Annotated in this window: 11 protein-coding genes; 4 read left to right on the forward strand and 7 right to left on the reverse strand. The window is 70.3% G+C overall.

All coding sequences use genetic code 11. From position 1 onward, the window contains the following. Nucleotides 1–15: 15 nt before the first annotated feature. Nucleotides 16–663, forward strand: a complete 648-nt coding sequence (locus ABT352_RS11875) for a DUF4870 domain-containing protein (RefSeq protein ID WP_350944571.1) — start codon at nucleotides 16–18, stop codon at nucleotides 661–663. A gap of 34 nt (nucleotides 664–697) precedes the next feature. On the opposite strand, the gene hemW is transcribed toward ABT352_RS11875, so the two are convergent. Then, nucleotides 698–1909, reverse strand: coding sequence for a radical SAM family heme chaperone HemW (gene hemW / locus ABT352_RS11880; RefSeq protein ID WP_350944572.1), 1212 nt, complete (start codon nucleotides 1907–1909; stop codon nucleotides 698–700). Between the two features lie 648 nt (nucleotides 1910–2557). Here hemW and ABT352_RS11885 point away from each other — a divergent pair. Then, on the forward strand, nucleotides 2558–3844 hold the full coding sequence (locus ABT352_RS11885; RefSeq protein ID WP_350944573.1) for a glycoside hydrolase family 18 protein: 1287 nt from the start codon (nucleotides 2558–2560) through the stop codon (nucleotides 3842–3844). Between the two features lie 68 nt (nucleotides 3845–3912). On the opposite strand, the gene lepA is transcribed toward ABT352_RS11885, so the two are convergent. Further along, the gene (gene lepA / locus ABT352_RS11890) at nucleotides 3913–5751 is read right to left on the reverse strand and encodes a translation elongation factor 4 (protein ID WP_389769820.1); all 1839 of its coding nucleotides are present in this window, start codon (nucleotides 5749–5751) and stop codon (nucleotides 3913–3915) included. Nucleotides 5752–5825: 74 nt separating this feature from the next. Between lepA and ABT352_RS11895 the strand changes: the two genes are divergently transcribed. Continuing rightward, complete coding sequence (locus ABT352_RS11895) at nucleotides 5826–6827, forward strand: glycoside hydrolase family 18 protein (RefSeq protein WP_350944577.1); 1002 nt, start codon at nucleotides 5826–5828, stop codon at nucleotides 6825–6827. Between the two features lie 168 nt (nucleotides 6828–6995). Beyond that, on the forward strand, nucleotides 6996–7268 hold the full coding sequence (gene rpsT / locus ABT352_RS11900) for a 30S ribosomal protein S20 (RefSeq protein WP_350944578.1): 273 nt from the start codon (nucleotides 6996–6998) through the stop codon (nucleotides 7266–7268). A gap of 121 nt (nucleotides 7269–7389) precedes the next feature. Here the strand turns inward: rpsT and holA are convergent, their stop codons facing one another. From holA to hutI, 5 genes are all read right to left on the reverse strand, one after another. After that, the gene (gene holA, locus ABT352_RS11905) at nucleotides 7390–8361 is read right to left on the reverse strand and encodes a DNA polymerase III subunit delta (protein WP_350944580.1); all 972 of its coding nucleotides are present in this window, start codon (nucleotides 8359–8361) and stop codon (nucleotides 7390–7392) included. Between the two features lie 178 nt (nucleotides 8362–8539). Beyond that, a complete protein-coding gene (locus ABT352_RS11910; protein ID WP_350944582.1) occupies nucleotides 8540–11002 on the reverse strand; it encodes a ComEC/Rec2 family competence protein in 2463 nt (820 codons plus the stop codon). Nucleotides 11003–11255: 253 nt separating this feature from the next. Continuing rightward, the gene (locus ABT352_RS11915; protein WP_350944584.1) at nucleotides 11256–12137 is read right to left on the reverse strand and encodes a helix-hairpin-helix domain-containing protein; all 882 of its coding nucleotides are present in this window, start codon (nucleotides 12135–12137) and stop codon (nucleotides 11256–11258) included. A gap of 270 nt (nucleotides 12138–12407) precedes the next feature. Next, nucleotides 12408–13277, reverse strand: a complete 870-nt coding sequence (locus tag ABT352_RS11920) for a DegV family protein (protein ID WP_350944586.1) — start codon at nucleotides 13275–13277, stop codon at nucleotides 12408–12410. Nucleotides 13278–13385: 108 nt separating this feature from the next. Then, nucleotides 13386–14594: an imidazolonepropionase gene (gene hutI, locus ABT352_RS11925; protein WP_350944587.1), complete on the reverse strand. Its 1209-nt coding sequence runs from the start codon at nucleotides 14592–14594 to the stop codon at nucleotides 13386–13388. Between the last annotated feature and the right edge of the window lie 443 nt (nucleotides 14595–15037).

The raw sequence follows: 15037 nt of genomic DNA on the forward strand, positions 1-15037 counted from the left end.
CCATCAGGAGGGGACATGAGCGAGAACCCCGAAGGCCCATCGGCCGACGACCCGACGCGGCGGGTCGGCAACCCTCCGCCGGACCACTCCTGGCCGGGGCAGAGCACCCCACCCCCGGACCAGGGATACGGGCCCGGCGGCCAGGGTCACCCCCCACCGGGCCAGGAATACGGATCCCACGGGCAACCGGACCAGCGGTACGGGGGCTACCCGCCCTACACCTCCCCGTACGCCTCCGACGGCTACCCGGGTGGTTACCAGCACGGATACCCCGAATACGGGGCGTACGGCCCCCCGCCGAGATACGGCCACCAGGCGCCCCCTGGAACGTACGGCCCGCGACCGGGCAGCGACGACACCACCATGGCGATGCTCGCCCACCTGCTGGGCCTGCTCACCTCCTTCGTCGGGCCGCTGGTGCTCTATCTGGCGAAGAAGGACGAGTCGCCCTACGCGCGCGACCAGGCCGCCGAGGCGCTCAACTTCCAGCTCACGGTGCTGATCGCCTACGCCGTCTGCTGGGTCCTGGCGTTCGTGTTCATCGGTTTCCTGCTGATGTTCTTCCTCTGGGTCGGATCGATCGTCATGGCGATCGTCGCCGCGCTGGCGGCCAACCGGGGAGAGACCTACCGCTATCCGATAAACATCCGCTTCGTCGACTGACCCGCCCGGCGGACCGGCCGGTGCCCCGGAGCTCTCAGGTGAGATCCCGGACCAGGGCGTCCGCCAGGAGACGACCGCGCAGGGTGAGCACCGCACGGCCCGCCTTGAACGGCTCCACCTCCAGCAGGCCGTCGGCGAGCGCGCGGGCGACCACGAGCGGGCGTTCCAGCTCGCCGAGCGGGAAACCCCGGGCGAGCCGCAGTTCCAGCATCAGCCGCTCCACCGCCCGGTCCTGAGGGTCCAGCACCTCGCGCGCGTGCGCGGGCGAGGTGCCCTCGGCCAGACGCCGGGCGTAGGCGGCGGGGTGCTTCACGTTCCACCAGCGAGTGCCGCCGACGTGGCTGTGCGCCCCGGGACCGACGCCCCACCAGTCGCCGCCGGTCCAGTAGAGCAGATTGTGCCGGCAGCGCCCGGCCTCCGAGGTCGCCCAGTTGGACACCTCGTACCACTCGAACCCCGCCTCGGCCAGCATGGCGTCGGCGATCAGGTAACGATCGGCGGCCACGTCGTCGTCGGGCATCGGGAGCTCGCCGCGCCTGATCCTGGCGGCCAGCTTCGTTCCGTCCTCGACGATCAGCGAGTACGCGGAGACGTGGTCCGGCCCCGCCTCGATCGCCGCGGCCAGCGACGCGCGCCAGTCGTCGTCGCTCTCCCCCGGCGTGCTGTAGATCAGGTCGAGGTTGACGTGGTCGAACCCCGCCTCCCTCGCCTCCCGTACCGCCCGCGCGGGGCGGCCGGGGGTGTGGCGGCGGTCCAGCACCTGGAGCACGTGCTCGCGGGCGCTCTGCATCCCGAAGCTCATCCGGTTGAACCCGCCCGCGCGCAGCTCCGCCAGGTAGGCGGGATCCACCGACTCGGGGTTGGCCTCGGTGCTCACCTCGGCGCCGGGGGCGAGCCCGAACTCCTCCTCGATCGCCTTCAGGATCCGTACCAGATCCCCGGCGGGGAGCAGGGTGGGGGTTCCTCCGCCGAAGAACACGGTCTCGACCGGGAGACGCGCGGCGCCGAGGTTGGCCCGCGCCCGCCGCACCTCCTCGACGGCGGTGTCCGCGTAGTCCTTCTGCGAGGCGCCGGGGCCGAGCTCGGACGCCGTGTAGGTGTTGAAGTCGCAGTAACCGCACCGGGTCACGCAGAAGGGGACGTGGACGTAGAAGCCGAAGGGCCGCTCGCCGAGTCCGGCGAGCGCGCTCTCCGGGAGCTCGCCGGAGGCGGGTACGGGATCCCCGTCGGGAAGTGTGGATGGCACGCCCCAAGTCTGCCGCTTTCCCCGCGATGCCCGGTACGCCGAAGATCCGATGCTCAGGGACACCGACCGGCTCGAAGCCAGGGCCGTCGGCTTCGAGCCTCGGCTCTCGCCTATCGACCGGAGTCGCCGCCGTCGGCGAGGACCGTGGCCGGCGGAGGCGGGGGCCAGACCTTGCGGTCCTGGCGAGGCGACCGGGCACGGCCCCTCGGGGCCGGGTCGTCCGGCGCGGGCGGCCGGGGGCGCTCGTCCGGTGGAAGATGCTGCTGCCAGTCGGCGGGATCCTGCCGCCACTCTTCGGGCGGGATCCTGCTCCCGCCCGGAGGGACGCCCCCGGAAGGCCGCACCGAAGGGGTCTGAGCCGACGGGGCCTGGAGCGGCGGGAACCCGGCCGGCGAGGACCGGCTCGCCGAGGGCAGGCCCCCCGTGGACGCCCCACACCCGGGACATCGCGACAGCCCGCGCACAGGGGTGCCACATCGGTTGCAGAACGCCTGCTGCTCCATGCCTTACCAAGGTAGTCGAAGCATCCTGCCGCCCACCGGTCAAAACGCCGATGGCCGTTGACGGCCAGATCGCGCAGGTCTACGATCCGGGAAAACTTAAAGGAAAGTTTCCTATAAGTTACTATTCCAAGCAGTGGAGAAGCCCGTGCAGAGACTCCTCCGTAAAGTGATCGCGACAGCCCTCGCCGCGGGTCTCGTGGCGGTGGCCGCGCCGGCCCCCGCCCAGGCTCAGGCATCTCAGGGACTCCAGGGACACGGTGACCGCTACAAGCGGGTCGCCTACTTCGTCCAGTGGGGCATCTACGGTCGCAACTACCACGTCAAGGACATGGACACCAGCGGCGCCGCGGCCAAGCTCACCCACATCAACTACGCCTTCGGCTTCGTCAACGCCGAGGGCTCCTGCTACTCCCCCGACCCGTGGGCCGACTGGCAGCGCCCGGTGCCCGCCGAGCAGAGCGTGGACGGCGTCGCCGACGTCGAAGGGCAGGCGCTGAACGGCAACCTGAACCAGCTGAAGAAGCTCAAGGCCAAGCACCCCGGGCTCAAGGCCCTGATCTCCCTCGGCGGCTGGACCGGCTCGAAGTACTTCTCCGACGCGGTGCTGACCCCCCAGGGCCGCGCCAAGCTGGCCTCCTCCTGCATCGACCTGTGGCTGAAGGGCAACCTGCCCGGTACCGCCCCCGGCACCGGGGCCGGCGTGTTCGACGGCATCGACCTCGACTGGGAGTGGCCCGGCTCCTCAGGGGAGGTCGGCAACATCATCCGCCCCGAGGACAAGCGGAACTTCACCCTGTTCGTCGCCGAGATCCGCCGCCAGATGAACCAGTTCGACCAGCGCACCGAGCTGACCGCCTTCCTGCCCGCCGCCGCCGCGAAGATCGACGCGGGCTTCGAGGTCCGCGACGTCTTCAAGCAGCTCACCTTCGCCACCATCCAGGGCTATGACCTGCACGGCTCGTGGGAGACCGTCACCGGCCACAACGGCAACCTGTTCAACGACCGGCGCGACCCCCACCCGGTGAAGTACAGCGTGGACCAGACGGTCCGCGACTACCTCACGCGCGGCGCACCCGCCAAGAAGCTCGTGGTGGGCGTACCGGCGTACGGCCAGGGCTGGACCGGCGTCACCGGCGGGAAGAACGGCCTGTACGGCACCGCCACCGGCCCCGCTCCCGCCACCTACGCCGCCGGAAGCGAGGACTACAAGATCCTCGTGAAGAAGCCGGGCAAGCGCCACCGCGACCTGCTGACCGGGACCGTGTGGCTCTACGACGGCAACGAGTTCTGGTCCTACGACGACCCGGCCACGCTACTGCAGAAGGCGGCCTACATCCGCCTGAAGGGCCTCGGCGGTTCGATGATGTGGTCCATCGACCAGGACGACACCCGGGCGTCGCTCACCTCGGCGCTCTACAGCGTCCTGCGCTGAGCGATCCCCCTCATACCGGGCGAGGCCGCAGGATCTGGATCACCAGCGGCCTCGCCCGCACGTTTCAGCTATTTCTTGGCCTTGTCCGTGGAGGACTCGGTGGACAGCGCGGCGACGAACGCCTCCTGGGGCACCTCGACCCGGCCGACCATCTTCATCCGCTTCTTGCCCTCCTTCTGCTTCTCCAGCAGCTTGCGCTTCCTGGAGATGTCGCCGCCGTAGCACTTGGCGAGGACGTCCTTGCGGATGGCGCGGATGTTCTCACGGGCGATGACCCGGGCGCCGATCGCCGCCTGGATCGGCACCTCGAACTGCTGCCTGGGGATGAGCTCGCGCAGCTTCTTGGCCATCTCGACCCCGTAGGCGTACGACTTCTCCCGGTGGACGATGGCGCTGAAGGCGTCCACGGCCTCGCCCTGGAGCAGGATGTCGACCTTGACCAGATCCGACTCCTGCTCGCCCGAGGGCTCGTAGTCCAGCGAGGCGTAGCCGCGCGTACGGGACTTGAGCTGGTCGAAGAAGTCGAAGATGATCTCACCGAGCGGCATGGTGTAGCGGATCTCGACGCGGTCCTCGGACAAGTAGTCCATGCCCTGCAGGTTGCCCCGGCGGTTCTGGCAGAGCTCCATGATCGCGCCGATGAACTCCGAGGGGACGAGCACGGTCGTCTTGACCATCGGCTCGAAGACCTTCTCCACCTTGCCGGTGGGGAACTCCGAGGGGTTGGTGACGACGACCTCCTTGCCGTCCTCCATGATCACCCGATAGACCACGTTGGGCGCGGTCGAGATGAGCGAGAGGTTGAACTCGCGCTCCAGCCGCTCGCGGACGATCTCCATGTGGAGCAGGCCGAGGAAGCCGCAGCGGAATCCGAAGCCGAGCGCCGCGGAGGTCTCCGGCTCGTAGTCCAGGGCGGCGTCGTTGAGCTGGAGCTTGTCCAGGGCCTCGCGCAGGTCGGGGTAGTCGTCCCCGTCGATCGGATAGAGACCCGAGAAGACCATGGGCTTGGGGTGCTCGTAACCACTGAGCGCCTGGAGGGCCGGACGCGTCACGGAGGTCACCGTGTCGCCGACCCGCGACTGGCGGACGTCCTTCACCCCGGTGATCAGGTAACCCACCTCGCCGACGCCCAGCCCCTTGTCGGCGATCTTCGGCTCGGGCGAGATGACACCGATCTCCAGCGTCTCGTGCGCCGCGGTGGTGGACATCATCAGGATGCGCTCACGCTTGCCCAGGTGGCCGTCCATCACCCGGACGTACGTGATCACGCCGCGGTAGGTGTCGTACACCGAGTCGAAGATCAGCGCACGGGCGGGCGCGTCGGCGTCGCCGACCGGGGCCGGAACGTTCGAGACCACGTGGTCCAGCAGCTCGCGGACGCCGACGCCGGTCTTGCCGGAGACCCTCAGCACGTCCTCCGGCTCGCAGCCGATGAGGTGGGCGATCTCCGCGGCGTACTTCTCCGGCTGGGCGGCGGGCAGGTCAATCTTGTTGAGCACCGGGATGATCGTCATGTCGTTGTTCATCGCCAGGTAGAGATTGGCCAGCGTCTGCGCCTCGATGCCCTGCGCGGCGTCGACCAGCAGGATCGCGCCCTCGCACGCCTGGAGCGACCGGGAGACCTCGTAGGTGAAGTCGACGTGCCCGGGGGTGTCGATCATGTTGAGGACGTAGTCGGTGTCGCCGACCTTCCAGGGAAGCCTGACCGCCTGCGACTTGATCGTGATGCCGCGCTCGCGCTCGATGTCCATGCGGTCGAGATACTGGGCACGCATGGAACGGTCGTCGACCACTCCGGTGATCTGCAGCATGCGATCGGCGAGCGTCGACTTGCCATGGTCGATATGCGCGATGATGCAGAAGTTGCGGAGCACAGCGGGGTCGGTCTGGCCAGGCTGAATGCGCACCGGGATCCGTTTCAACAGATTGATGACGATCATACGGCTGGCATGCCAGCCGTCTTCCATGGTGACATGTCCGGGTGATTGCCCGGACCAGAGCACGGCGCGGCCTGCGGTTCCTCGCTACGGTGGCGGCCCTGCTCCTCGCGCTTCCAGGGGTGGCCGTGGCCATCCTCACCCTGCAGTTTACCGGGACACCCGCCCCATGGGCGAAGACGACCGGCCACGACGCCCTGTGGCTGGGCCACGCGTGGGTCGACGGCCGCAAGACGGCCGACGACGTGCGGACCCTCGCCGCCCGGCTGCGAAAGACCGGGATCAAGGACGTGTACGTCCATTCCGGCCCGTTCGACTCGGACGGGACACTGCCCGCCGGCGCGTATCCGAAGGCGGCCGACTTCCTGAAGTGGTGGCGCGAGGAACTCCCCAAGGTCAGGGTGTCCGCCTGGCTCGGCCAGAAGGTCGACGGCGTCCTGGATCTCGACGACGCCGCCTCCAGGCAGCGTGTACTGGAGGGGGCCCGCGCGATCACGGAGCTCGGCTTCGACGGCGTCCACTACAACTTCGAGCCGATCGGCGACGGCGACACCGACTTCCTCGACCTGCTCACCCAGACCCGGGCGATCGTGGGCGACGGCCTGCTCTCCACCTCGACCCCGCAGATCGAGCCGTTCCCGCTCGTCCGGCCGGCCGTCCGCGCGGCCCTCGGCCACGACAAGTACTGGTCGCCCGCCTACTTCCGCGAGGTCGCGAAGCTCACCGACCAGGTGGCGATCATGACCTACGACTCCTACCTCCCCTTCCCCACCGTCTACGGCGGCTACGTCGTACGGCAGACCTCGCTCGCGCTGGAGATCGTCCCCGAGGAGAAGACGGTGCTGATCGGCGCCCCGGCCTATCACGACCACGGCGTCTCCTGGGCCGACGAGGCCGAGAGCGTCGAGAAGGCGGCGACGGGCGCCCGGCTGGCACTGACCTCGTACGGCAAGCCGCGCGAGCGGTTCGGCCTGGCGCTCTACGTCGACTTCGCCGCGACCAAGGAGGACTGGGCGGAGTACGAGAAGTTCTGGTTCAAGCCATGAGGATTCCGGCCCGAGCCATCGGGACCACACGCTAGACTGATCAGGCATCCCTCTGCCCGGCCTGTCGATTTGAGTGTCGACCACGGCAGTTGGTAGCCTAGTCAACTGCGTGTGGCGCGCCCTCTCTGCCCGCGCGCCCCATCCAACGACATTCACCGAGGCTTCTTCGTGGCGAACATCAAGTCCCAGATCAAGCGCAACCGGCAGAACGAGAAGGCCCGGCTGCGCAACAAGGCTGTCAAGTCTTCCCTGAAGACGGCCATCCGCAAGTTCCGCGAGGCCGCCGACCAGGGTAACGTCGAAGAGGCTGTCGCGCTGCAGCGCGCCGCCTCCCGCCAGCTGGACAAGGCTGCCAGCAAGGGCGTGATCCACAAGAACCAGGCCGCCAACCGCAAGTCGGCGATCGCCCAGCGCACCGCCGCCCTGTCGGTCGCCAAGTAGTCCCAGGTTCCGCGAACGCCGCATCCCTTTGGGATGCGGCGTTTCTGCGTTTCCCGCCGTCCCGCCCCGGCGGCTTCGGTTCCCGGCGGTCCCGTGAGGGGCTCCTCTCCCCCGTATCCGCCTAACGCCCCGTGCGACTGGCGACCACGGTCTGGACCATGTGCTCCAGCGCGTACGCGGGGTCGGCCCCGCCGCCCTTCACCTGCGCATCGGCTGTGGCGGCCGCCTGGATGGCACGGGCGAGCCCTTCGGGCCCCCAGCCGTTCAGCTGCCGCTGGACCCGGTCGATCTTCCAGGGCGGCATGCCGAGATGGCTGGCGAGCTGACCACCCCGGAGGTTGCGGGGAGCGCCTCCCACCTTGGCCAGCGAGCGCAGGCCCCCGGCGAGCGCGCTCACCAGCAGGACGGGGGCCGTACCGGTCGAGAGCGCCCAGCGCAGCTGCTCCAGGGCGTCGCCCAGCCGCCCCTCGACCGCCGAGTCCGCCACGGTGAAACCGCTCACCTCGGCCCTGCCCCGGTGGTAGCGCGCGACGGCGGCCTCGTCGATCGTCTTGCCGGGGGTGTCGAAGGCGAGCTGGCTGCACGCGGCGGCCAGCTCGCGCAGGTCGTTGCCCACGGCGTCGAGGAGGGCGGAGGCGGCGTCGGCCCCGATGGTGCGCCCGGCCCGTTTCAGCTCCGCCTTGACGAACGCGAGACGCTCGGCCGGTTTGGTCACCTTGGTGACGGAGACCACCTGGGCACCGGCCTTCTTGACCCCGTCGACCAGGGCCTTGCCCTTCACTCCTCCCGGATGGACGAGGACGAGCACGGTCTCGTCCGCCGGGTGTGCCGCGTAGGAGACGACCTCGGCGATGACGTCCTTGCCGAGGTCCTGGGCCGAGCGGACGACCACCACGGACCTCTCGCCGAACAGCGAGGGCGACGTCATGCGGGTGAGCTCCCCGAGCTCCATCTTCGAGCCGGGAAGGTCGTGCACCTCGGCGGTCGGATCGGCCGCCTTCGCCGCCGAGGTCACCTCGCTCACCGCGCGGTCGGCCAGGAGTTCCTCGTCGCCGAGGATCAGGATCACGGGTGCCGGATCGATTGCCGCCATGTCGAGCAGCATGCCACGTCCCGGTGACCGGCTGGGCCGTCGGCAAGCCGTTCGCAATCGAAATGCAGGTGCCACCGGGCACCCTGGGAAACATCAGAGGAGGTGAGAACCATGACAAACTCCACCATTCGCCGGCACGCCTGCCCTCGCTGCGGAACATCCCTCGACGAGGGCCCGATCATGTACCGTTGCGCGCGCTGCAGCCGGTCGGTCTACGCCGCCGATGTGGACACCGAGTTCCGCCGCCAGGCCGGAAGCGGGAACTGATCCGCACCGGCGCGACCGGACCCGGAAGCCTGCCCACCTCGACCCGGACTCCCCGAGCCGCCCGCGAACGAGTCTCCGCCCCCCTCGCGATGACGGCCAGAGCCCCCTCGCGGACCACCACGGCGAGGTCTCCCGACAGATCCGTTCGATAGACGCGGGCGCCGAGCCGGCGCAGCGCGGCCAGGGTCGACGGGGCGGGGTGGCCGTAGCCGTTGTCCGTCCCCACGCTGATCAGAGCGGCGCGGACACCGGAGGCGGCGAGGAAGCCCGGATCGTGCCTGCCCGATCCGTGGTGCGGAACCTTGAGGATCTCGGCGGACGGCAGGCCGCGCCGGAGCAGCTCCGCCTGGGCCTCGGTCTCGATGTCGCCACTGAGCAGGGCCGCCCCCGCCGCCCAGCGGACGTGCACCACGACGCTGGCGTTGTTGACGGCCGCCCCCTCCCCCGCGCCGGGCGGGGACGCCTCGGCCACCGGGCCGATGACGGTGAGTTCAGAGGGCCCGAAGCGCCAGCTCACACCGGGCCTCGCCGCCCACTCGACCACATGGCGACGGGCGAGGGCGTCGCTCAGCCTCCTCCCCTCGTGCCCTCCGGCATCGTGCGGGGTCACCACCACCGCCCCCACGACGCGTCCGCGAAAGACCCCGTCGAGCCCTCCCACATGGTCGAGATGCGGATGGGTGAGAATGACCAGCGGCACCTCTTTGATCCCCATGGAGCGCAGGCAGCGGTCCATCCGCACCGGGTCGGGGCCCGCGTCCACCACCACGGCCCGCCCCGGTCCCGCCGCGACGAGCAACGCGTCTCCCTGACCGACGTCACAGGCCAGGAGCAACCATCCGCGAGGCGGCCAGCGTGCCACGATCGGCGCGGCCACCGTCACTGCGAGAACCAGCCCGGCCATGGCCGCGAGGGCGATCAGGCGTGACCGCCGGTGTCGCAGCACCAGCACCGCGAGCGGGACGGCGGCGGCCAGCAGGAGCAGGCCGGTGACGCCGCCCGGCCACGGGATCACGCCCAGCGGGAGCCCGGCGGCGTGCGCGGCCACCTCGATGATCCATCCGGTGGCCAGCCCCGCCGGCCGGACCAGCAACCGGGCGAGCCCCATGTGCAGCGGGGCGATCAAGGCCACCGCGAAGCCGAGCAGGGTGGCGGGGGCGACGGCCGGTCCCGCGAGCAGGTTGGCGGGAATCGCCACCGGCGCGAGCTGCCCCGACATCAGAACCAGGACGGGGGTCACAGCGGCCTGAGCCGCGGCAGCCACCGCGGTCGCCTCCGCGAGCCATCGGGGCATGCGGGCCGAGAGCCGGTCGCGCCAGCCGGGAGCGAGGACCAGGATGCCCGCGGTGGCCGCGACCGACAGGGCGAAACCGTAGGAACGCGCGAGACCGGGAACGAAGAAGATCAACCCCAGGGCCGTCACCGACAGGGCGGCGACACCGTCACGCGAGCGGCCCGTGCCGAGGGCGAGGGCGGCGACTCCACCCATCAGGAGTGCTCTGAGCACGCTCGGCGAGGGCCGGGCGACGACCGCGAAGGCGACCATGGCCGACATCGCCAGCACCGCCCGCGCCGCGAGGGGCAACCCGGCCATTCTGGCCAGCGCGACCACCGCCCCCGCCACGACGGCGAGGTTCGCGCCGGAGACCGCGAGCAGATGGCTGAGGCCTGCCGCCTTGAAGTCGGCCTTGACCTGCTCGTCCATCCGGGACACGTCACCGACCACCAGGCCGGGCAGCAGTCCGCGCCGCGCCGGAGGCAACACGTCGGCCGCCTCCCGCAATCCCGACCTGAGCGCCCCGGCCGCGCGCTGCTCCCAGGACGGCCCGCTCAACACTCGCGGTGCCCCTCTGACCAGCACCACCGCCGCGAGCAACTCTCCGGGGCCAGCCCTGCCGAAGCGACCGGTGACCTCCACTCGCTGGCTGGGCAGCAGGAAGCGCCACTCGGCGCCCGAGACGAACAGCACCACCGGAGCCCGCAGCACCACCCTGCCCGCTCCCGTACCGACCGACTCGACCCGGGCGGGCACCACGAAGCTCTCCCGGAGGGAAGGCCCTCCCCTCCTGCCCGTCTCCCGCGGGTCGTCGGTCACCACCACCTCGGCCACCGCCAGGGCGTTTCCTCCCGCGAGCTCGGCGACCGGTCCAGTACCGACCGCGTGCACCCGGAAGGCCACCGATCCCGCCACCGCGGCCGCGCACCCAAGGACCGCGATCATCGCGTTTCGCCGGCCCGCCACTCCCGGTGGCCGGGGCAGGACGGCCATCGCCAGGGCACCTGCGGCCATGAGACCGGCCGTCACGGCACCGGTCACAGCCGAGCAGCCCAGCAGGACGAGGGCGGTGATCCATGAGGCCGCCGCCGGCAGCACCAGCTGAGCGGCATGTGCGCGCCTTCCCTTGCCGGAACCCTCCGGGCCTCCCTGCCCGCCCGAGCCTGCCGCACCTCGGGAATGACCGGGGTCGGCGGACCATCGGGGACCGCCGGAGCCGATGGACTCCTCCGGTCCGCGCGGCCCCCCGAGACTCCGAAGAGCGGCGACATCGCGGCGAGGAGGGCCACCGGAGCCGGCTGCCGTGATGACCGTGACGAGCCGTGTCACGACCTCCCTCGCCGTCGGCGCGTCAGACACGGACCTTGTCGCGCATCTCGGCGTACTTACGGTCGCCTATCCCGCTCACGTCGCGAAGCTCCTCGACGGTGCGGAAACCACCGTGGGCGTCGCGATATTCGGCGATGCGCCGGGCGAGCACCTCACCAACGCCCGGTAACCGCTCAAGCTGCTCGGGGGTGGCCGTGTTGAGGTCGACGACGGCGGTGGCGGGATCCACGGGATTCACCGGGTTGGGCGCCGCCGCGACGACGGCCGCGCCGGAGGGTCCGACGACGATCTGTTCGCCGTCGACGAGCCTGCGCGCGAGGTTGAGGGATCCCGTGGCGGCCGCCCCACGGATGCCCCCGGCCGCCTTGACCGCGTCGGCGACCCGGGAACCGTCCGGCAACGTGAGCACTCCGGGACGCCGGACCTTACCCGTCACGTGAACGGTGAGTCCGGTGAGCGGCTCGGACTGCCGGCGTGGAGCGATGGCGGGCGCCGACAGCGGTGGCCCGGAGACCGGCACAGGTGGTGCCAGGGGCTCGGGCTCCGGTTGGGACCGCCAGGCGTACACGCCTCCCATGACGAGGGCGATCAGGGCGACGAGCAGCAGGAGACGCAGCCCGGGACGGCCGGGCACGAGCGCGGGGCTCTGGATGGCCACGACCTTGCGAAGCGCCTCGAAGGACGGGGGGATCGGTGCCGAACGCAAGCGCGAGGCGGGGCTGTCGTGGACGACATCCTCCATCCCGTCATGAACGCCGGGCCGCGCGTGCCGGCCCCGGCGCGGTATGCCGCCCGGACGGCGTGGCGAGAGCAGGGGGTCGGGGGCGGATGATCCGCACCCCGTCAGGATCCTCAGCCGCGACTCGGCTTGGAACCGCTCGATGTTCTGGCCTGTGGTCCGCACCCGCAGGACGTTACGGTGGCGGCGGCGAGCGAACTTTCACCGAATCTGGTTCTGTGGATAACCGGAAGATCGCGCGACGGAGGGGGTGGACGCCGGTCATCTGATCGGCGTGTGGGACACCGAAGGCCCGGAGACCTGCGAGTGCAGAAATGTGCGAGCGCAAAGACGTGCAAGCGCAGAGAGCCACGGACGCAAGACATCCGCGGGCGTCCCGTGTGTCCCCGCTGTCGCTGTCACGAATTCGGAGACGTCGGCTCCGAATCGGAGACGTCAGGGCTCCGAAGACGTCAGAGGCTCACGAGAGGAGACGGTGATGCCCAGCATGCCGGGGCCGACATGGGCGCCGATGACCGAGCCGACCTCGACGACGACGACCTCGGTGAGTGCGGAAATACGTCCCTGCAGGCGTGCGGCCAGGGCTTCCGCGCGGGACCGTGCGCCGAGATGCTGGACGGCGATCTCCACCGGGCCCGTGCCCGCGGCCTCGACCGCGAGGTCTTCGAGACGGGAGATGGCACGACTCGCCGTACGGACCTTCTCCAACGGGACGATCGTCCCGTCGGATATGTGCAGGATCGGTTTGATCATCAGCGCCGAGCCGAGGAGGGTCTCCGCGGCGCCGATCCGACCTCCCCTGCGGAGATGCTCCAGGGTGTCGACGTAGAAGAGGCTGCGGGCCGACTCCGCCCGGCGACGGGCGACGTCCGCCACCTCTGTCCGGGGCGCGCCCCGCGCGGCGGCGCTCGCGGCCGCGAGGACGGGGAATCCGAGACCCATGGCGATGGACCTGCTGTCGACGACGTCGACGGGAACGGGAGAGTCCTCGGCTCCCGCGCGGGCGGCCTCGACCGTACCGGACAACTCCGCCGACAGGTGGACGGAGACGATACCGCTCGCGCCCCGGGCCGCCGCTTCGCGGTAGACATCGGTGAAACGTCGCGGGGCGGGCCTGGAGGTCGTCACCCGGCCTCGTTCCCTCAGCACGTCCTCGCCGCCCGCGCCGTCGGTCCACGCCATGTCGTCGAACGACCTGCCGCCGACGACCACCTGGAGGGGCACCACGACGACTCCCAGGCGGGAGACCTCCTCCTGCGGGAGGTAGGCGGTGGAGTCCGTGATGACGGCGACCGGTGCGGGCATGTCCAGAGGCTACGTGGAGGAGATCACGCGAAGGAGACGGGGTCGATGCCCAGGAGGGATCCGGCGGGTGAGGGTTTCGAGTGCGGACCCGCCGGAGGAGGGAGGGCTCTACTGGACGGGGGTGCCGCCGCGCCAGACCCGGCGAGGCTTGAGGCCGAAGGACCAGGCGAAGGCGCCCTCGTGGTCGGCGTCCCACTGGACGATGTCGGCCAGGCGTCCGGGAGCGAGGACACCGCGGTCGGGAGCGCCGAGGACCGTGGCGCCACCGAGGGTGGCGGCTCGGAGGGCGTCGCCGACACTCATGCCGAAGGCCGCGACGGCGAGGCTGATGACCAGGGACATCGAGGTGATGCCGCAGTGGCCCGGATTGTGGTCACTGCCGAGAGCCACGGTGACCCCCTGGGCGAGCATCCGGCGGACCGGGGGCAGGCTGCCACGCTGGAGGGCGGTCCCGGGGCAGACCACGGCGGGGACACCGTAGCGGGCCAGGATCGCGATGTCCTCGTCGGTGGTGTGGTGGAGCAGGTCGGCGGAGGCGCAACCGAGTTCGGCGGCGAGCTGAACGGCGCCGCGTCGACTGTAGGCGCCGGCGTGCACGCGCGGCAGCAGGCCGACGTTGCGCCCGGAGGCGAGGACCCAGCGGGCCTCCTCCGCGGTGAAGTGGCCCTCGTCGCAGTAGACGTCGACACCGTCGGCTCCCGCCGCGGCGGCGTCGGCGCACCAGGAACCCACCGCCTCGACGTAGTCGCGCTGGCGGCCGAAGTATTCGGGCGGGACGACGTGCGCGGCCATGAAGGTCACGTGGACCCGCGGCATCATCGGCTCTTTCTCCAGCTCGCGCAGGAGCCGTACGTCGGCCAGCTCACCGTCACGGGTGAGGTGATAGCCGGTCTTGGCCTCGATGGTGGTGGTGCCGCTGAGCAGCCATTCACGGAGTCGCTCACGGACGCCGTTGCAGAGCGTCCAGGGGTCGGTGCCTCGGGTGACCGTCACGGTGGAGCCGATGCCGCCGCCCGCCGCGGTGATCGCGGAGGGGGTGGAACCGCTGGAGCGCATCGCCATCTCGGCGTAGCGGTTTCCCGCGTAGACCGGGTGGGTGTGCGCGTCGATCAGACCGGGGGTGACCAGCGCGCCGCCCAGGTTCTCGACGTGGTCGACGTCGACGATGTCGTCGACGACACCGGGCACGCTCTGCGGAAGATCCGCGGCGCGACCGACCCAGGCGATCCGGTCGTTGTGGACGAGAATCGCCGCGTTGCTGAACACGTCGTTTCCGGTCCAGAGCCGGCCGATGTTGGTCAGGAGGCGGACCGTCATCGCATCACCGCCTTGTGTTCAGGGGAAGACACCTGGAGGAGGACCACACCCGGACGGGGCGGGCCGCTCCGCGCGGCGCCGAGCACCGCACCCTTCGAGCCCGCTGTGAGTCCGGACGGCATCGGGGGTCTCCTGCTCTCATCCGCGTGTCTGTTGTGCGGCGACAGTATCGCCGGGATCATGATCGGGCGATTTCAGTTCAGTTACGTTATTTCACAAGTCGGCCCGCTGTACAGGCTAATTGGGAAGAACGCCGCCCCTCCGCGACCGCACCTCACCCGCCGGCTCGACGGTCACGCGTGGCGTCGAACAACTTTCCACAGCTCAGACTACTTCTTCATCGCTCGTAACAGTAGTCACCAGAGCAACTTGCGTCATAACATCTCGCTAGATTTGCCTTATGGTAGCAATCTAAACCTTGGGCGACCACTGCAACTTTTGAG

Origin of the sequence: Streptosporangium sp. NPDC000563 (assembly GCF_040299985.1) — a bacterium.
Classification (GTDB): Bacteria; Actinomycetota; Actinomycetes; order Streptosporangiales; family Streptosporangiaceae; genus Streptosporangium.